At 71.8% G+C, this 15,969-nt stretch carries 20 protein-coding genes; 3 read left to right on the top strand and 17 right to left on the bottom strand.

Going from position 1 to position 15,969, the window contains the following annotated elements; genetic code table 11:
* Positions 1 to 2 precede the first annotated feature (2 nt).
* Complete coding sequence (locus AB0F89_RS09480; protein ID WP_367134626.1) at positions 3 to 470, bottom strand: Lrp/AsnC family transcriptional regulator; 468 nt, start codon at positions 468 to 470, stop codon at positions 3 to 5.
* Positions 471 to 628: 158 nt separating this feature from the next.
* Between AB0F89_RS09480 and AB0F89_RS09475 the strand changes: the two genes are divergently transcribed.
* Positions 629 to 838 (top strand): BldC family transcriptional regulator, encoded by a 210-nt coding sequence (locus AB0F89_RS09475; RefSeq protein ID WP_367138796.1) that lies wholly within the window; start codon positions 629 to 631, stop codon positions 836 to 838.
* 52 nt (positions 839 to 890) lie between these two features.
* Positions 891 to 1,070, top strand: coding sequence for a hypothetical protein (locus AB0F89_RS09470; protein WP_367134624.1), 180 nt, complete (start codon positions 891 to 893; stop codon positions 1,068 to 1,070).
* 40 nt (positions 1,071 to 1,110) lie between these two features.
* Here AB0F89_RS09470 and AB0F89_RS09465 read toward each other — a convergent pair whose 3' ends face one another.
* The 4 genes from AB0F89_RS09465 to AB0F89_RS09450 all read right to left on the bottom strand — a co-directional run bounded on the left by AB0F89_RS09465 (position 1,111) and on the right by AB0F89_RS09450 (position 5,931).
* Positions 1,111 to 2,496 carry an AAA family ATPase gene (locus AB0F89_RS09465; protein ID WP_367134622.1) on the bottom strand — a complete coding sequence of 462 codons (1,386 nt, stop codon included), beginning with the start codon at positions 2,494 to 2,496 and terminating at the stop codon, positions 1,111 to 1,113.
* A 155-nt stretch (positions 2,497 to 2,651) separates the two neighbouring features.
* On the bottom strand, positions 2,652 to 3,593 hold the full coding sequence (gene ccsB, locus AB0F89_RS09460) for a c-type cytochrome biogenesis protein CcsB (RefSeq protein ID WP_367134620.1): 942 nt from the start codon (positions 3,591 to 3,593) through the stop codon (positions 2,652 to 2,654).
* Positions 3,593 to 5,104, bottom strand: a complete 1,512-nt coding sequence (locus AB0F89_RS09455) for a cytochrome c biogenesis protein ResB (RefSeq protein WP_367138794.1) — start codon at positions 5,102 to 5,104, stop codon at positions 3,593 to 3,595. The genes ccsB and AB0F89_RS09455 overlap by 1 nt, the downstream gene beginning before the upstream one ends.
* A 50-nt stretch (positions 5,105 to 5,154) precedes the next feature.
* Complete coding sequence (locus AB0F89_RS09450) at positions 5,155 to 5,931, bottom strand: cytochrome c biogenesis CcdA family protein (RefSeq protein WP_367134619.1); 777 nt, start codon at positions 5,929 to 5,931, stop codon at positions 5,155 to 5,157.
* A gap of 187 nt (positions 5,932 to 6,118) precedes the next feature.
* Between AB0F89_RS09450 and AB0F89_RS09445 the strand changes: the two genes are divergently transcribed.
* Positions 6,119 to 7,084, top strand: a complete 966-nt coding sequence (locus AB0F89_RS09445) for a M64 family metallopeptidase (RefSeq protein WP_367134617.1) — start codon at positions 6,119 to 6,121, stop codon at positions 7,082 to 7,084.
* Between the two features lie 4 nt (positions 7,085 to 7,088).
* Here AB0F89_RS09445 and AB0F89_RS09440 read toward each other — a convergent pair whose 3' ends face one another.
* From AB0F89_RS09440 to AB0F89_RS09385, 12 genes are all read right to left on the bottom strand, one after another.
* Complete coding sequence (locus AB0F89_RS09440; RefSeq protein WP_367134615.1) at positions 7,089 to 7,679, bottom strand: TlpA disulfide reductase family protein; 591 nt, start codon at positions 7,677 to 7,679, stop codon at positions 7,089 to 7,091.
* Positions 7,676 to 8,305, bottom strand: a complete 630-nt coding sequence (locus tag AB0F89_RS09435; protein ID WP_367134613.1) for a histidine phosphatase family protein — start codon at positions 8,303 to 8,305, stop codon at positions 7,676 to 7,678. Before AB0F89_RS09435 ends, AB0F89_RS09440 begins: the two co-directional genes overlap by 4 nt.
* Entirely contained in the window at positions 8,302 to 9,603 is a 1,302-nt protein-coding gene (gene hemL, locus AB0F89_RS09430; protein ID WP_367134611.1) for a glutamate-1-semialdehyde 2,1-aminomutase, read from the bottom strand. Before hemL ends, AB0F89_RS09435 begins: the two co-directional genes overlap by 4 nt.
* 11 nt (positions 9,604 to 9,614) lie before the next feature.
* Complete coding sequence (locus AB0F89_RS09425; protein WP_367134610.1) at positions 9,615 to 9,962, bottom strand: hypothetical protein; 348 nt, start codon at positions 9,960 to 9,962, stop codon at positions 9,615 to 9,617.
* Between the two features lie 13 nt (positions 9,963 to 9,975).
* Positions 9,976 to 10,437 (bottom strand): DUF3093 family protein, encoded by a 462-nt coding sequence (locus tag AB0F89_RS09420; RefSeq protein WP_367134609.1) that lies wholly within the window; start codon positions 10,435 to 10,437, stop codon positions 9,976 to 9,978.
* Complete coding sequence (locus AB0F89_RS09415; RefSeq protein ID WP_367134607.1) at positions 10,437 to 10,868, bottom strand: hypothetical protein; 432 nt, start codon at positions 10,866 to 10,868, stop codon at positions 10,437 to 10,439. The genes AB0F89_RS09420 and AB0F89_RS09415 overlap by 1 nt, the downstream gene beginning before the upstream one ends.
* Positions 10,869 to 11,017: 149 nt before the next feature.
* The gene (locus AB0F89_RS09410; protein WP_367134605.1) at positions 11,018 to 11,422 is read right to left on the bottom strand and encodes a hypothetical protein; all 405 of its coding nucleotides are present in this window, start codon (positions 11,420 to 11,422) and stop codon (positions 11,018 to 11,020) included.
* A complete protein-coding gene (locus AB0F89_RS09405) occupies positions 11,419 to 11,958 on the bottom strand; it encodes a hypothetical protein (RefSeq protein ID WP_367134603.1) in 540 nt (179 codons plus the stop codon). The genes AB0F89_RS09410 and AB0F89_RS09405 overlap by 4 nt, the downstream gene beginning before the upstream one ends.
* Before the next feature lie 77 nt (positions 11,959 to 12,035).
* Positions 12,036 to 12,575, bottom strand: coding sequence for a hypothetical protein (locus tag AB0F89_RS09400; RefSeq protein ID WP_367134601.1), 540 nt, complete (start codon positions 12,573 to 12,575; stop codon positions 12,036 to 12,038).
* 43 nt (positions 12,576 to 12,618) lie between these two features.
* The gene (locus AB0F89_RS09395; RefSeq protein WP_367134599.1) at positions 12,619 to 13,176 is read right to left on the bottom strand and encodes a hypothetical protein; all 558 of its coding nucleotides are present in this window, start codon (positions 13,174 to 13,176) and stop codon (positions 12,619 to 12,621) included.
* Complete coding sequence (gene hemB, locus AB0F89_RS09390; RefSeq protein WP_367134598.1) at positions 13,173 to 14,150, bottom strand: porphobilinogen synthase; 978 nt, start codon at positions 14,148 to 14,150, stop codon at positions 13,173 to 13,175. Before hemB ends, AB0F89_RS09395 begins: the two co-directional genes overlap by 4 nt.
* A gap of 273 nt (positions 14,151 to 14,423) precedes the next feature.
* Complete coding sequence (locus AB0F89_RS09385) at positions 14,424 to 15,956, bottom strand: uroporphyrinogen-III synthase (protein ID WP_367134597.1); 1,533 nt, start codon at positions 15,954 to 15,956, stop codon at positions 14,424 to 14,426.
* Between the last annotated feature and the right edge of the window lie 13 nt (positions 15,957 to 15,969).

Raw genomic sequence — 15,969 nt, 5'->3', positions numbered from 1 at the left:
GGTTACGCGTCGCTCCCCGAGCCGGCCGCCGCGGTGTTGGGGCGGCCCTCGAACCTGGTCGACAGGACGACCGTGGTGCGGGTGCGCGCCACGCCCTGGATGCGGCGCAGCCTGCCGAGGGAGCGCTCCAGGTCGTCGACCGTGGCCACCCGGACCTTGACGATGAACGACTCGTCGCCGGCCACCCGGTAGCAGGACTCGACCTCGATCAGCTCGGCCAGGGAGAGGGCCAGCTCGTCGTCGTCCGCCGTGTCGGTGGGGTGGATGCTGACCAGGGCGGTCACCCCCAGGCCCACGGCGCTGGGGTCGACCACGGCGTGGTAGCCGACGATGACGCCGGTGGCCTCCAGCTTGCCCACCCGTTCGTGCACGGCCGAGGCGGAGAGGCCCACTTTCCGGCCCAGGTCGGCGTAGGTGGCCCGACCGTTCTCCCGCAGGGCGGCGATGATCTGGCGATCAAGAGCGTCCACCGGTCACAGGGTAGGCCCACGGGTGGTGATGTCCGAACCGCACGCTTCGTCCCTTACTACCTCTTTACCATCACCCAAGCGTTCGAGTACCCGATGGGTGGGGTGCCACGATGCGTCCGGTACGTCTGTTCACCATCGGGGAGGATGCCGTGACCGTGATGCAGGGACACCAGGGGGAACGTCTGCTCACGCCGGGCGAGGTGGCGAACCTCTTCCGGGTCGACCCGAAGACGGTGACCCGCTGGGCCACCGCAGGTCGGATCGGTTCGATCCGCACGCCGGGCGGCCACCGCAGGTTCCGGGAGTCCGAGGTCCAGCACCTGCTCTCCCAGCTGACCACGGAGGCGACCGAACCCGTTCGGCACTGATGACGTGCACCTCCGGGACACGGGTAATCTCGTGGCAAAGGAGGTGGCGACCATGCTGTACCTGCTCGCGGTGGTCGGTGCTCTGACCATCGCCGTGCTGCTCTGGCGTGCGTTCGGACCGGACCGGGTCGATACCGCCCCCAGCCGTCGTTTCGTGGCTCCGGACGACGATCCGGACTTCCTGCGCAAGCTCGGTGAGCAGCGCAAGAAGAAGCCGGACGACGAGGAGTGACGGCGGGAGGGGCCTCGCGACCGAGGCCCCCCGTCCTGGGCTAGTTGTTCGGGAAGTCGTCCGCCACGGTGGCGGCCAGCTCCAGCAGCGCCAGCCTGGTGTCCGGGGCGAGCTTGTCCAGCTCGATCTCGGCGCCCTCTTCCAGGTGGGTGTCGAACGGGATGCGGACGACGGCGCGGCAGCGCTGCGCGAAGTGCGCGGCCAGCTTGTCCAGGTCGACCTTGCCCGAGCCCGGCCGCACCGAGTTGATCACGGCGACGGACTTCGCGACCAGGTCGCGGTAGCCGTGGGCGTCCAGCCAGTCCAGGGTGGCCGCCGACGTCTGCGCGCCGTCCACCGAGCCGGACGAGACCAGCACCAGCGAGTCGGCCTGGTCGAGCACGCCCTTCATGGCCGAGTGCATCAGGCCGGTGCCGCAGTCGGTCAGCACGATGTTGTAGAACAGCTCCAGCAGCGCGACCGTGCGCAGGTAGTCCTGGTCGCTGAACGCCTCCGACACCGCCGGGTCCTGCTCGGACGCGAGCACTTCGAGGCGGCTGGGCGACTGCGACGTGTAGGCGCGCACGTCGCTGTACCGGGTGATCTTCGAGGCGTCGCGCAGCAGGTGCCGCACGGTGGCCGTGGTCTCCCTCGGCACCTTCAGCGCCAGCGTGCCCCGGTCGGGGTTGGCGTCCACGGCGATGACCCGGTCGCCGCGCAGCGACGAGAACGTCGAGCCCAGCGTGGTCGTCGTGGTGGTCTTGCCGACGCCGCCCTTGAGGCTCAGCATCGCGATCTTGTAGCAGCCGCGCAGCGGTTGGTTGATCCGGCCGATCAGCTCGCGCCGGCGGATGTCGGCGGGGCTCTCGCCCAGGTTCACCAGGCCACCGGTGACCGAGTGGACGGTCTTGCGCCAGCCGGACTGCGGTGGGCGCTTGGCGCGCTTGATCAGCTGCTGCGAGGAGACGTCGCTGGCGTTGGCCCGCTGCGGTGAGGACTGCGGGTGCTGTTGCTGCTGGGGCTGGACGCTCTGCGGGAAGTTGTTGGGGAAGCCGCCGGGGTACTGGTGCCGGCCCGACTGGTTGGGGCCGGGGTACGGGCCGGACTGGCCGCCGGAGACCTGGTAGGAGCCGGACTGGTTGCCGGAGACCTGGTAGGGGCCCGACTGCTGGCCCTGGACCGGGTAGGAGCCGGACTGGTGGCCTTGGACCGGGTAGGAGCCGGATTGGTGGCCGGGGGGCTGCGCGGGGAAGCCGCCCGAGGGCGGGCCGGTCACCGGGCCGGACGTCGACGGGTCCAGGTAGACGGTCGGGGGTTCTGCGTAGTGGGCACCCGATCCCGGCTCGACCTGGTAGCCGCCCGACTGGTTCGGGTTGGGCGGCTGCTGCCCCTCCGCTCCGGTCGGCTGCTGCCACGACGGCTCAGGATTCTCGTAGCGACCGGTCACCGCTGGGGTCCTCCCTGAGCGAAGCGGATCGAGACCTCCCCGACCCCACGCGTCCGACGGTAGTCGGCGACCAGTGGTTCCACGACACTGGGTGTGAGCTCACCCGAGCGTTGGAACAGGTCGGGAACACCGCGTGACCTCTGTGGTCTACGGGATCAGCCGACGCCCGCGTACGAGTGCAACCCAGTCGTTACGAGGTTGATGAAGAACAGGTTGAACACCGTCAGCGCGAAGCCGAGCGAGTTGATCCACGCGGCCGGCCTGCCGCGCCAGCCGGCGGTCGCCCGCGCGTGCAGGTACGCCGCGTAGACGACCCACGAGACGAACGCCACGGTCTCCTTCGGGTCCCAGCCCCAGAACCGGCCCCACGCCGCCTCGGCCCAGATCGCGCCGCAGATGATGCCGATGGTGAACAGCGGGAACGCGAACACCGTGCTGCGGTAGGCGAGCCGGTCCAGCACGTCGGCATCGGGCAGCTTGCGGAACCGGGCGCGGTCCGAGGACTTCAGCAGGTAGAGGACGCTGGCCACGCCGGGCACCAGGAGCACGCCGCTGGACACCGAGATCACCGAGACGTGCACGACGAGCCAGTACGACTGGAGCGCGGGCTGCACGGGCGCGGCGTCGGCGTAGAGGACCGTGCCGCCGAGGAACATCAGGATGACGATCGGCACGAGCACGAAACCACCGAGCTTGCGCACCGGGAACGTGCGCGACAGCACCAGCCAGGTCACCACGGCGGCGAGCGTCAGCAGCGAGCCGTACTCGTACATGTTGCCCCACGGCGCGCGCTCGGTCGCGATCCCCCGCAGCACCAGCGAGGCGGTCTGCAGCAGCGCGCCGAGCACGGCCAGCGCCGCGCCCATCCGGCCGAGGCGTTCGGCGCGGGACCGCTCCGGCCTGGTGACCAGGCCCGGTGTCCACGTGCCGTCGGCCCGGGTGCCGCCGGTGACGGCGGCCAGCTCCTGCTGCTCGACCTTCGCGGGCCGGGCGAAAGCCGCCTCGCACAGGTACAGCACCGCGGCGAAGAAGTAGATCGCCACGGCGGCGCCGTAGGTCCAGTCGCTGTAGGTCGACAGGGTCGCGTTGACCGGCATCAGCCCTCCTCCTTGTCCGCGAGCAGGTCCCGGGACGTGGTCAGGTCACGGGCGAGCACCGTGAACTCCTCGCCGTACCCGGCCTGATCGGTGCGTGCGAGGCCGCCGACCTCGACAACGGTACGCCCGTCCTCCTGGGGTGTCGCCCGCACCCAGACGCGGCGGCGCTTGATGCTCAGCGAGACGCCGAGACCCAGGATGACCAGCACCGAGAACGCCAGCACCCACACCTGGGTCGGGTCGTGGGACACCTGGAGCGACACCCAGTCGCGGACGCCGTCGAAGCGGATGACGGTGCCGTCGTCCAGCGTCAGCTCCTCGCCCTGCTTCAGGTTCTCGCGGGCGACCTTGTTGAGCTTGCCGTCCTCGACCATCCGCCGGTCGATGGAGAAGATCGACTGGCCGCGCCCGGAGTCGGTGCCCAGGTCGCCGCGGTAGACGTCGATCGCCACCGCCGGGTCGTTCGCCGCCGGGAAGGCCGAGTCCAGCAGCTCGCCCTGGAAGACGGCGGTCGGCGCGAGCAGGCCGGTGATGGCGAGCTGGCTCTTGCGGCGCTGCTCGGCGTCCGGCACGTCCGGCGGGTCGAACTTGGTCGCGCCCTCGGAGGCCAGCGTGAGCTGGTCGACCGGCCGCCACTGGGTCGAGCCGGTGCGCGTCTCGCCGTTGGGGAAGGTGACGGTGAACAGCGGGGTGTAGCCGTGGCCGAGCAGGTAGAGCCGGTCGCCCGCGGTGCGCAGCGGGTTGTTGACCTCCAGCGGGAACGGCCGCCAGGAGCCGGTCCGCAGGTCCGCGCCGGACTGGTACTCGATGGCGGCGTGGAAGCTCTCGGCCTGGCCGTTGTGCAGGTAGGTGGCGTCGAAGTCGTTGACCCGCACGCAGAACTGGTTGAGCTGCGTGCCGTCGACCCGCAGGCCCGGCCGGAAGGTGTCGTAGTTGTAGACGCCGGAGTTGCAGAACTGGCCGCCGGCGGCGGGCACGATGACCTGGCCCTCGTAGCTGAACATCTTGCCCAGCGCGAACGCGACCAGCAGGCCGAGCAGGGAGAAGTGGAACACCAGGTTGCCGGTCTCGCGCAGGAACCCGCGCTCGGCGCTGATCGTGCGGGCGCCGTCGGCCTCCTCGCGGACGACCGTGCGCCAGCCCTTGAGCCGCTGTTCGGCGTGCTCGATGACCGCTCGCGGTGACGCGGTCGTGCCGGCTGACGCGTGGTGCGGCATCCGGGCCAGGTTGCGCGGGGTCAGCACGGGCTTGGCCCGCATCTGCTTGAAGTACTCCCAGGTGCGCGGCAGCAGGCAGCCGACCAGGGACACGAACAGCAGCACGTAGACCGCGGAGAACCAGTAGCTGGCGTAGACGTCGTAGAACTGCAGCTCGTCCAGCAGCCGACCCCACCAACCGTGCTCGGCGATGTACTCGTCGACCTTCAGCGAGTTCAGCGAACGCTGCGGCAGCAGCGCGCCCGGCATCGCGCCGAGCGCGAGCAGGAACAGCAGGGTCAGCGCGGTGCGCATGGCGGTCAGGCCGCGCCACGTGTTGCGCAGGAAGGCGAGGACGTCGCGCACTACAACGGCAGTTCTAGGTCGTTGATGACGGCGTCGCGCAGCCAGCCGACGAACTCGCCCCACAGGCCGGTGACCAGGGCGACGCCGACGCCGATCAGCAGCACGCCGCCGAACACCTGCACCTGGCGGACGTGCGAGCGCAGCCAGCCGGTCGTGCGGACCGCCCAGCGCGCGCCGAGCGCGATGAGGATGAACGGCACGCCGAGGCCGAGGCAGTAGGCGAGCACCAGCACCGCGCCGCGGGCGGTGACCGAGCCGACCTCGGTGCTGCGGGCCAGCGCCATCACGCCCATCAGCGTCGGGCCGAGGCACGGCGTCCAGCCGAGCGCGAACACGCCGCCGAGCAGGGGCGCGCCGAGCAGGCCGGCGTTGGGCGTGCGGTGCACGCGGACGTCGCGCTGGAGGGCGGGCACCAGGCCGATGAACACCAGCCCCATGGCGATCGTGATGACGCCGCCGATGCGCTGGAGCAGGTCGCCCTGGAACCAGAACAGGTCGGTCAGCCCGAGCACCACGAACGAGGTCAGCGCGAACACGACCGTGAAGCCGAGGACGAACAGCAGCGCCGCGCCGGCGACCCGCCAGCGGCCGGTCTTGCGGGCCTCGCCCTCCTGGACCGCGGGCGCCTCCGCGCCGACCAGCCCCGCGAGGTACGCCAGGTAGCCGGGCACCAGCGGGACCACGCACGGCGAGGCGAAGGAGATCGCCCCGGCCAGCACCGCCACCCCGGTCGCGAGCAGGATCGGGCCGGAGGTGGCCAGATCGGTCGGGTTCACGGGTCCAGGGTAGGTATCCGCCACTTGACGCCGTGCACCGGTATCCCTTATGGGCGATCCAGGTCACACCTTCGCCGGGGCCGTGCCACCGAGGTCGGGCGCAGGTGGTGTAGTACCCGATCCAGTGAATGTTTAAACGCGACCATCAACCCTTGTGGGTCAGCGGGCAACTTCATAGCGTGACGTCATGCGCGCACACCGGTTCACCTTGACCGTGCTGGCCGTTGCCTTCGCCGTCGTCGCCGCTCCCCTGCCCGGCGGCGCCGCGGAACCCGCCGCCCCGGACGTGGAGCTGATGGAGGTCTTCTCGCCCGACGGGACGATCTCCCGGACGGAGGTCCCGGTCGCCGCGCAGACCAGGGCCGCGGCCGCCGAGGTCGTCGCCGAGGTGGTGCCCATCCAGGAGACGGGCGCGCCGGACCAGCGGTTCGACCTGGTCTTCGTCGGTGACGGCTACACGGCGGCCGAGCTGGGCGCCTACCACTCGCACGTGGTCAGCAAGTGGACCGAGCTGTCCAACGTGGAGCCGTTCAGGTCCTACCGCCAGTACTTCAACGTCTGGCAGGTCGACGTGGTGTCGAACCAGTCCGGTGTGGACAACGACCCGAGCCTGGGCACCGACCGCGACACCGCCCTGGACATGGGCTTCTGGTGCCAGGGCCGGGACACCCAGACCGAGCGGCTGCTGTGCGTGAACCAGACCAAGGCCGGCCAGTTCGGCGCGCTCGCGCCGCAGGCCGACCAGGTCATCGCGCTCGGCAACACGGCCAAGTACGGCGGCGCGGGCGGTGGCGTGGCGACCGCCGCGGGCGCGAACGACCAGGCCGGGCAGATCGCGGTGCACGAGCTGGGCCACTCGATCGGCAAGCTGGCCGACGAGTACGACTACCCGTACGACCGGTACAGCGGCCAGGAGCCGACCGAGGTCAACGTCACCGCGGACCCGACCGGGGCCAAGTGGGCGGCCTACCTGGGGCAGCCGTCGCCGGACGGCGGCGTGGTCGGCGCGTTCGAGGGCGCCCGGTACCACCGGTACGGCCTCTACCGGCCCACCTCGGACTCGATCATGCGCACGCTGGGCCGGGAGTTCAACCTGGTCGGGCGGGACGCGATGGTCGAGGCGTTCAAGGCGAAGGTGCCCGAGCTGCGGTGAGTCGTCAGGACTCGGCGGCCAGCTCCCTGACCAGCGGGACCAGGTCGGTGGCGATCACCGCGCCGAGGAACGCCGCCGCCACCCGGTGCTGCTTGTCCAGCACGAACGTGGACGGCACGGCGTTGGGCGGCACGCCGCGGAACGCCAGCATCGCCCGCCCGGACTCGTCGTAGATCGACGGGTAGGACAGGTCCCGGTTGGCCATGAAGTCGCGCGGCGACTCGGTGGACGTCTCCTTGACGTTGACGCCCAGCACCTGCACGCCGAGCGGACCGGTCTCGTCCTGCACCTTCTGCAGCTCGGGGGCCTCGGTCCGGCACGGACCGCACCACGCGCCCCAGATGTTGACGATCACGACCTTGCCCGCGTAGTCGTCCAGGGAGACGGTCTTGCCGTCCTCCATCAGGCTCGGCCCGGACAGCCCCTCGACGCTCTTGCGCTCGTCCCCGTCGTAGCGCAGCCGCGTCTCGCCGTTGGGCGCGACGAGCTGGAACTCGGACCCGGCCACCACCGCGTCGTCACCGGACGTGCACGCCGTGACCCCCGCGACCAGCAGCGACGTCGTCAGGGCGACCAGCGCCCGCCGGACCCTCATGCCCCGGTCACCCGCGGGTTCGTCGCGCCGACCGGCTCGGTGTAGACCACCCGCACCAGCCGCTCCCCCTCGAACACCAGGCTCGTCAACGAGGCCAGCGAGCACTCGCGGCGACGCGGGTCGTGCCACATCCGCTTGCCCTCCAGGAACCGCCGCAGCGTCCAGATCGGCAGCTGGTGGGACACGCACACGGCCTCGTGGCCCTCGGCCTCGGTCCGGGCCCGCTGCACCGCGCCGAGCATCCGGTGCGCGATCGCCAGGTACGGCTCGCCCCAGGACGGCCGGAACGGGTTGACCAGCTTCGGCCAGTGCTTGGGCGAGCGCAGCGCGCCGTCGCCGACGGCCACCTTCAGGCCCTCGAACTGGTTGTCCGCCTCGATCAGCCGCTCGTCGGTGGCCAGCTCCAGCCGGTGCGAGTCGGCGATCGGCGACGCGGTCTGCTGCGCCCGGTCCAGCGGTGACGCGACGACGTGCGCGATGTCGTGGTCGGCCAGGTGCTCGGCCACGGTCAGCGCCTGCTTCTGGCCGCGCTCGGACAGCTTGAACCCCGGCAGCCTGCCGTAGAGGATGCCCGTCGGGTTGTGCACCTCACCGTGCCGCAGCAGGTGGACGACCGTGCGGCTCACTTGGCGCCCCCCTCGGTGGCGGCCGCGGCGGCGCGGGCGGCGTGCGGGAGGGCGTCGGCGATGACCTGGAAGTCGTCGTCGGTCATGGCGGCGTTGACGAACCACGCCTCGTAGGCGCTCGGCGGCGCGTACACGCCGCGTTCGAGCAGCGCGTGGAAGAACGGCGGGAAGCGCCACGTCAGCGCGGCCTGCGCCCCCGCGTAGTCGGTGACCTCGCTGTCGGTGAAGAACACGCTGACCAGGTTGCCCGCGAACTGGACCCGGTGCTCCACGCCCGCCTCGGTGAGCGCGGCGGTGAACAGCGCGCCCAGGCGGGTGGCGTTGGCGTCGAGGGTGCGGTAGACGTCGTCGGTCGCGGCGCGCAGCGTGGCCAGGCCCGCGGCCACCGCGACCGGGTTCCCGGACAGCGTGCCGGCCTGGTAGACCGGGCCGGACGGGGCGAGCTTCGACATCACGTCGGTCCGGCCGCCGAACGCCGCCGCGGGCAGGCCGCCGGACATGACCTTGCCGAACGTGTACAGGTCGCCCTCGACGTTCTCCAGGCCGTACCAGCCGGCGCGGGAGACCCGGAAGCCGGTCATCACCTCGTCCATGACCAGCAGCGCGCCGTCGGCCCGGCAGAGCTCCTTCAGCTCGGCGTTGTGCTTGGGCGGCACCGCGCCCATGTTGCCCGCCGCGGCCTCGGTGATCACGCAGGCGATCTCGCCCGGGTTCTCGGCGAAGGCCCGCTTGACGGCTTCGACGTCGTTGTACGGCAGCACCAGGGTGTCGGCCGCCTGCGCGCCGGTGACCCCGGGCGAGGTGGGCAGGCCCAGCGTGGCGACGCCGGAGCCCGCCTGCGCGAGCAGCGCGTCCACGTGGCCGTGGTAGCAGCCGGCGAACTTGACGACCTTGCGGCGACCGGTGAAGCCGCGGGCCAGCCGGATCGCGCTCATCGTGGCCTCGGTGCCGGAGTTGACCAGGCGGACCTGGTGCACCGGCGCGACCCGGTCGATGATCTCCTCGGCCAGTTCGACCTCGCCCTCGGTGGGCGTGCCGAAGGACAGGCCGCGCACGGCCGCCGCGCGGACGGCCTCGACCACGTCGGGGTGCGCGTGCCCGAGGATCATCGGGCCCCACGACGACACCAGGTCGACGTAGCGGTTGCCGTCGGCGTCCCACAGGTGCGGACCCTCGCCGCGGACCATGAACCTGGGCGTGCCGCCGACCGAGTGGAAGGCCCGGACCGGGGAGTTCACGCCACCGGGGATCACCGCCGCCGCGCGCTCGAACAGTGCCTGGGATCGCGTCGCTGTCACGGGGTCCAGTCTCACACGTCGGGTTCTCCGACCTGCTCCCGACCACGGGTGCGCACCGCGAGCAGGGTCTGGCGCAGCGCGTCGAGCAGCAGGACGCCCGCGATCGTGACGAGGCCGACGGACGCGCCGATCCAGTTGCCCTTGAACCGGGTCGACTCCAGGGGCGGGCGGTCGGGCACGGGGTAGCTGTAGTGCAGGACGCCCCGGTTCCAGCACCAGACGGCGGCCGGGACGAGGAGCGCGATGAGCACCACCTCGCCGATCGCGATGAGCGCGCGTTTCGGCTGGTGGAGCTGGGGGGCGTCGGGTTCCGGCTCGGGGTCCGGGACGGTTCCGGCGTCGGCGGTGGCCGCAGTCACGCCGGTCAGCTTCTCATGCCGGGGGCGGGTGGGGCCCGGAGCGGCGGGCGGCCAGCAGCTTCGCCACCTCGGCCCGGAGGGCGTCGGCGTCGTGCGCCCAGCCCAGCACCACCGTGCCGTCGGTGAGGCGGAGGGGCAGCGGCTCCGTGCCGCGGGGCAGCGACCAGCCGCCGCCCAGCACCTTGGCACCGGACCGCGGCTCGACGCCCTCGACGTCCCCGACGTCCCGGATCGGCAGCTCCTCCCGGCCCTGGTGCAGGGCGACGGGGGTCAGGCGCACGGCGTAGAGGCGGCGGCGGCCCTGCACCCAGAGCACCGTGGGCAGGAGCAGGACGACGGCGACGACGAGCCACAGCAGCGGCCGGGTGGAGCCGGTCACCACCTCGACCAGCAGGCCGAGCGCGGCGAACACCGGGCCCCAGAGCAGCGGCCACCAGGACGCGCCGGGCTCGGCGTAGAGGGTGGGCTGGTCCACTAGCCGTGGTTCCCGGAGAAGAACTGCCGCGTGCCCGGCAGGAAGCAGGCGACGGTCGCGGCGGCGGGCAGCGCCAGTCGCAGCACGATCACCACCCACGACAGCGGCTCGGTGTCGCCGTCCCGGGCCGCGACGATCGCGGCGGCCAGGGCGAGCACGCCGATGACCAGCGAGCCGCCGCACAGGCCGAGGCGTGCGTGGTAGCTGCCGCCCAGGAGGAGGAACGCGGCCCAGGTGCCGCCGATGGCCAGGCACGTGCCGGCGAACAGGGCCATGATCGTGCCGAAGCCGATCAGCGGGTCGCCCTCGGCCAGCGACCGCACCAGGGTGCCGACCGGCCACGACAGCGCGGCGAGCACCCAGAGGGCGAACGAGACGACGACGGTGGTCGGGCGGACGAGTGCGGTGGTGAACTGGTCGACGTTGCGCATCTGGCCGGGGTAGGGGCCGAGGTGGGGCGGAGGGTAGGAGTGAGGCGGAGGGTAGGGAGAAGGAGGGGGGTAGGAGTGAGGAGGGGGGTAGGAGTGAGGCGGGGGGTAGGAGTGAGGCGGGGGGTTCGGGGTGGGGTCTCTGTCCTCGGTCATGCCATCGACCTCACCCAGCGCGCGGTGGCGGGCAGCCACGTGAGCGACAAGCCCACGGCGATCAGCAGGAGGGTGACCACGTTCACCGCACTGGCGCCCGGCAGCACGATCCACAGCACGTGCAGCACGCTCACCCCGGTGAGCACGCCGCGCGCCCACCGCGTCCCGCGCCGCAGCAACCAGCCGAACAGGCCGTAACCGATCGCGAACCCGACCGCGACGACGGTCAGCTGCGTCAGCAGGCTGACGACCGCAGCCGGGTCGTCACCCGCACGGGCGGCGGCTTGCTCGAACTCGTCCCGGCGCAGCCACCGCACCACGTTCTCCAGCACGAGGAACGCGCTGAGGGCGAACCACACGCTGACCGCGCCGCGCACCACGGGAGGCGGCTGCACGGTCATCCGGCGCGCTTGACCGAGTCGAAGTACTGCTTCGAGGCGGGCAGGTACAGCGTCACGACGGCGGCGGCCACGGCCAGCATGATCAGCAGGCCTAGCTGCGACACCGCGAGCATCTGGAAGAGGAAGATCAACGCGCCGAGCACCGTCAGCGAGACCCGCGCCCAGTTGCGACCAGCGCGCGCCTTGAACGCGAAGAACGCCATCAGGGCGGCCAGGACGACGCCGATGGTCACGAGCACCGCGAGCGTCGCGGTCACCGTGGTGACGAACTGCTCCTCGGTGAGGCCCTGGGTGCCGCCGGCGTCGCGAGCGGCCTTGATGGCCTCCTCGCGCTCGGTGAGGATCAGCACGGAGGACAGCACGAGCAGGGCCGCGCCCGCGATCCACAGCCAGAAGGAGATCTGGAGCTGCTTCGGCGCCGGTCCGACGGGCTGGGCGTACCCGCCCTGGTTGCCGAAGTTCAGCTCGGACTCGCTGAGCGGGGGCGGTGGCGGGACGTACGGCGGCCGGTTGTCCGGATCATGTGGGGTTGTCACGATTGAGAACGCTAGGGCCGCCCGAGGCGTGCTGTCCACCGCGACAGGCAGCGGACAGCACACCTGTGACCTCGTGGTCAGCTGGCCTTGAAGTAGCGGTTCGAGTCGGACTTGAACATGAACACGATCGCGGCGATGGTGATCGCGAGCTGCACCAGGCCCAGCAGGGCCTGGATCGCGCCCAGGAAGCCGATGGAGAACATCACGCCGAGGGCCAGCAGGCCGAGCAGGCCGGCGATGACGGAGAGGGCGCCCAGCACGGTCAGCAGGATGCGGGCCCAGTTGGCGCCCTTGCGCATCTGCATGACGACCAGGATCCACACCACGGACAGGACGAGGCTGAAGATCAGGGAGCCGTAGCTCGGCTGGACCGACGCCGCCGCCGACGTGTCGAGGTTCATCGCCTCCAGCGTCTCCCGCGCCACGGCCTCGGCGGTGGCGAAGCCGATGAGGTTCGCCACGATGCTGACGCCCGCCGAGATCAGCCACAGCAGGTACGCGGTGTCGACCGACTTCGGCCGGTCGGGGCGGCGCAGCTCGCTGTCGCTCAGCGGCGGGGCCTGCGGCGGGTAGCCGGGCTGCTGGGGGTGGTTGTAAGGGTCGTTCGGATTGGTCATGTGACGGACCGTAGGAGGGCGGTGGCTTCCGGTCGACCGGAAATCACAATCCGTTAGCTACCTGCCGTGGCGTTCCCCTGACCGGCTGCACTGATCTGAAGTACCCGGAAACCGAACGCTGGTACATCAGCGCGACGGCCACCCCGTCGATCAGCATCGTGACCGAGCCGAAGGCCAGGTCGACGCCGCTCACGGCGAAGCCGAACGCGGCCGCGAAGCCGGAGCCGGCGGCGATCAGCCGCACCAGGCCGAGGAAGATGCCGCCGACCGCGAGCACGGTCAGCACGACCCGCGCCCAGTTCCGACCGGCCGCCATCCGGTTCGCCAGCAGGGCGTAGACCAGGACCAGGCCGGACGCCAGGACCAGGCCGAACACGATGCCGCCGGTCGCGGCGGCGTCCAGGTCGTCCTGGCCGAGGGTCGGCTGCCGGGTCCGCAGCTCGCGGATCAGCATCTCGCGGTCGGACAGCTGCACCAGGAACCTGGCCACGCCTACCAGGGCGCTGACGATGAACAGCCAGCGGGCCAGGTCGACCAGCTTGGGCGGGGTGGGCTTGGGGGTCTTGGTGGTCTTGGGTGGGGTCGGTCCCGGGGTGGTCATTCGCGGTCCAACCAGGAGGCGGCTTCGACGGCCCAGTAGGTCAGGACGACGTCCGCGCCGGCGCGGCGGATCGACGTGAGCATTTCCAGGACGGTCCGCTCGCGGTCGATCCAGCCGTTGCGGGCGGCGGCCTCGACCATCGCGTACTCGCCGGAGATCTGGTACGCCGCGACCGGGACGTCGGACATCTCGGCGACGGCCTTGACGACGTCCAGGTAGGGCAGGGCGGGCTTGACCATCACCATGTCGGCGCCCTCGGCGAGGTCGAGGGCGACCTCGCGGAGCGCTTCGCGGGCGTTGGCCGGGTCCTGCTGGTAGGTCTTGCGGTCGCCCTGGAGCTGCGACTCGACCGCCTCGCGGAACGGGCCGTAGAGGGCGGAGCTGTACTTGGCGCTGTAGGCGAGGACGCCGGTGTCGGTGTGCCCGGCCTCGTCCAGGGCGGCGCGGATGAACCCGATCTGGCCGTCCATCATGCCGCTGGGGCCGACGACGTGCGCGCCGGCCTGCGCCTGGGCGACGGCCATCTCGCCGTAGACCTCCAGCGTGGCGTCGTTGTCCACGGTGCCGTCGGGGGTGAGCACGCCGCAGTGCCCGTGGTCGGTGAACTCGTCCAGGCAGCAGTCCGACATGAGGACGGTGGCGTCGCCCAGTTCCTGGCGCAGGTCGCGCAGGGCGGCGTTGAGGATGCCGTCCGGGTCCGTCGCGCCGGAGCCGACCGCGTCCCGCTCGGCGGGAACGCCGAACAGCATGATCCCGCCGACGCCCGCCTGGACCGCCTCCACGGCGGCTTTGCGCAGCGACTCGCGGGTGTGCTGGAGGACGCCCGGCATGCTCTTGATCTCGGTCGGCGCCTCGGCGCCCTCCTTGACGAACATGGGCAGCACCAGTTGGCGGGGGCGCACGGTGGTTTCGCTGACCAGGCGGCGCATGGCCGGGGTGGTGCGCAGGCGGCGGGGGCGGTGGGTTGGGAACACTGCGGGGTACTCCCTGTTGGTGCTGGTGTTCGGGTCTGGTGCCGGTGTTCGGGGTTGGTGCTGGTGTTCAGGGTTGGTGTTCGGGGTTGGGGCAGGTCCGGCTTGATTTGACATGGGGCCCTTACGAGCACCCCAGGCAGGCCAAAGCCGGCAGGCCCGGCGGGGAAGAGCGTCCCGCCAAGCCTGCCGGCTTCGACCAGCCTATGGCACTCGAACCCATGTCAAATCAAGCCTCGTCGGCCGCCGGCTGTTCCGCCGAGGGCCTGTCGGTCGTCAAGACCGGCGGAGGCGCTTGGTCTTGCGCGGGGGTGGGAGGGCGCCTTCCGCGCGCAGGCGGGCGGCGTGCTGGGCCAGGGCGTCGACCAGGGCGGGGACGTTGGCGTCCTCCGGCTGGACGTCGACGCGCAGGCCGAACTCGCGGGCGGTTTCGGCGGTCTGCGGGCCGATGCACGCGACCAGGGTGCGGGCGTGGGGCTTGCCCGCGATGCCCACCAGGTTGCGGACGGTGGAGGAGGAGGTGAAGCAGACGGCGTCGAAGCCGCCCGACTTGATCATCTCCCGGGTGTCGGCGGGCGGCGGGGCGGCGCGGACGGTGCGGTAGGCGGTGACGTCGTCGATCTCCCAGCCGCGTTCCCGGAGGCCGGCCGCCAGGGTCTCGGTGGCGATGTCGGCCCGTGGGAGCAGGACGCGGTCCACCGGGTCGAGGATGTCGTCGTAGGGCGGGAAGTCGGCGAGGAGGCCCTCGGACGACTGCTCGCCGGACGGCACCAGTTCCGGGATGATGCCGAAGCTGCGGACCTTGGCGGCGGTGGACTCGCCGACGCAGGCGATCTTCACGCCGGAGAACGCGCGGGCGTCCAGGCCGAACTCGCGGAACTTCTCCCAGACCGCGCGGACGGCGTTGGTGGAGGTGAAGACGACCCACTGGTAGCGGCCGTCGACCAGGCCCTTCACCGAGCGCTCCATCTGGGCGGGGCTGCGCGGCGGCTCGACCGAGATGGTCGGGACCTCGACCGGGATCGCGCCGTGGGAGTGCAGGCGGTCGCTCATCGCGCCGGCCTGCTCCTTGGTGCGGGGGACGAGGACGCGCCAGCCGTACAGGGCGCGCGACTCCCACCAGGAGAGCTTGGTGCGGCCGGCCACCGACTGGCCGACGGTGACGACCAGGGGGCCGCCCAGGTCGCCGGCGTCGGCGGCGAGGGAGGCCAGGGTGGTGTCGACGGTGCGCTGGCCGAAGCCGGTCCCGTCGCAGGTCACGGCCACCGGGGTCTGCGGCGCGACGCCGTTCTCCACCAGGGAGGAGGCGGCTTCGGCCAGGTGGCCGCCGGTGGCGTGCAGGACGAGGGTCCCCGGTGCGGCGGCGAGGCCGGACCAGTCGACCGCGCCCCGGACGTCGGCTTCGGTGTGGACGGCGCCCAGGGCGACGCCCGCGTAGGCGGGCACGGCGGTGCCGGCGGGGACGCCGGGCACCACGTCGAAGGCGATCGTGGTCTTGGAGACCGCTTGGGCCTCCTTGACCACGGAGTCCAGGGTCAGCGGGTCGCCCGCCACCAGGCGGACCACGGCGTGGCCGTTCTTCGCCTCGGCGACCAGGTCCTTCGCCACGTCGGCGGGGTCGCCCACGGCGGGTCGCACCTCGACGCCGTCGGGCACCAGCGCCACCACCTCGGCCGGGACGTCGGGGTCCGTGACCACGAGCTCCGCCTTGTGGAGCAGGTCGCGGGCCCGGACCGTGAGCAGCCCGGTGTCGCCCGGACCTGAGCCGACGAACGCGACTCGGCCGGGGGTCTTGCGTGCGCGGGTCATCAGGGCACTCCCC

Source organism: Saccharothrix sp. HUAS TT1, from assembly GCF_040744945.1.
Taxonomy (GTDB): domain Bacteria; phylum Actinomycetota; class Actinomycetes; order Mycobacteriales; family Pseudonocardiaceae; genus Actinosynnema.
The sequence above is the reverse complement of the archived record's forward strand: the minus strand, read 5'-3'. Positions and strand labels throughout refer to the sequence as shown.

Coding starts and splice junctions, on each gene's coding strand:
- ccsB (WP_367134620.1), bottom strand. CDS start 3,593: ATGCCGGTCAACGCGACCCTGTCGACCTACAGCGACTGGACCTACGGC.
- AB0F89_RS09475 (WP_367138796.1), top strand. CDS start 629: ATGCAGGGACACCAGGGGGAACGTCTGCTCACGCCGGGCGAGGTGGCG.
- AB0F89_RS09410 (WP_367134605.1), bottom strand. CDS start 11,422: ATGACCGTGCAGCCGCCTCCCGTGGTGCGCGGCGCGGTCAGCGTGTGG.
- AB0F89_RS09415 (WP_367134607.1), bottom strand. CDS start 10,868: ATGCGCAACGTCGACCAGTTCACCACCGCACTCGTCCGCCCGACCACC.
- AB0F89_RS09440 (WP_367134615.1), bottom strand. CDS start 7,679: ATGAGGGTCCGGCGGGCGCTGGTCGCCCTGACGACGTCGCTGCTGGTC.
- AB0F89_RS09470 (WP_367134624.1), top strand. CDS start 891: ATGCTGTACCTGCTCGCGGTGGTCGGTGCTCTGACCATCGCCGTGCTG.
- AB0F89_RS09445 (WP_367134617.1), top strand. CDS start 6,119: ATGCGCGCACACCGGTTCACCTTGACCGTGCTGGCCGTTGCCTTCGCC.
- AB0F89_RS09385 (WP_367134597.1), bottom strand. CDS start 15,956: ATGACCCGCGCACGCAAGACCCCCGGCCGAGTCGCGTTCGTCGGCTCA.
- AB0F89_RS09395 (WP_367134599.1), bottom strand. CDS start 13,176: ATGACCACCCCGGGACCGACCCCACCCAAGACCACCAAGACCCCCAAG.
- AB0F89_RS09400 (WP_367134601.1), bottom strand. CDS start 12,575: ATGACCAATCCGAACGACCCTTACAACCACCCCCAGCAGCCCGGCTAC.
- AB0F89_RS09455 (WP_367138794.1), bottom strand. CDS start 5,104: ATGCGCACCGCGCTGACCCTGCTGTTCCTGCTCGCGCTCGGCGCGATG.